Genomic DNA, 201 nt, shown 5'->3' with positions numbered 1-201 from the left:
GCGTAGCCGTTGTTGATCACCAGCCGGCTGATGGCCCGGTGCGGCACCAGCACGCCTTTCGGGGTGCCGGTGGAGCCGGAGGTGTACATGATGTACGCCGCGCTTTCGCTGGACTGGGTGATCCCCAGGTCATCCGGATCCAGAGCGGACAGGTCCAGACGGTCCAGTTCCACCCGCTGTGCCGAGGTCGCCAGCGACACC

1 protein-coding gene is annotated in these 201 nt (G+C 66.7%); it reads right to left on the bottom strand.

Features of this window, described 5'->3' with window-relative positions:
• The coding region (locus PF66_RS32945) for an AMP-binding protein (RefSeq protein ID WP_160320680.1) at positions 1–201 on the bottom strand (201 nt) is incomplete at both ends.

This window comes from Pseudomonas asplenii (assembly GCF_001293465.1).
In the GTDB taxonomy this organism is placed as follows: domain Bacteria; phylum Pseudomonadota; class Gammaproteobacteria; order Pseudomonadales; family Pseudomonadaceae; genus Aquipseudomonas; species Aquipseudomonas fuscovaginae_B.
This window is presented reverse-complemented; position numbering and strand designations above follow the sequence as displayed.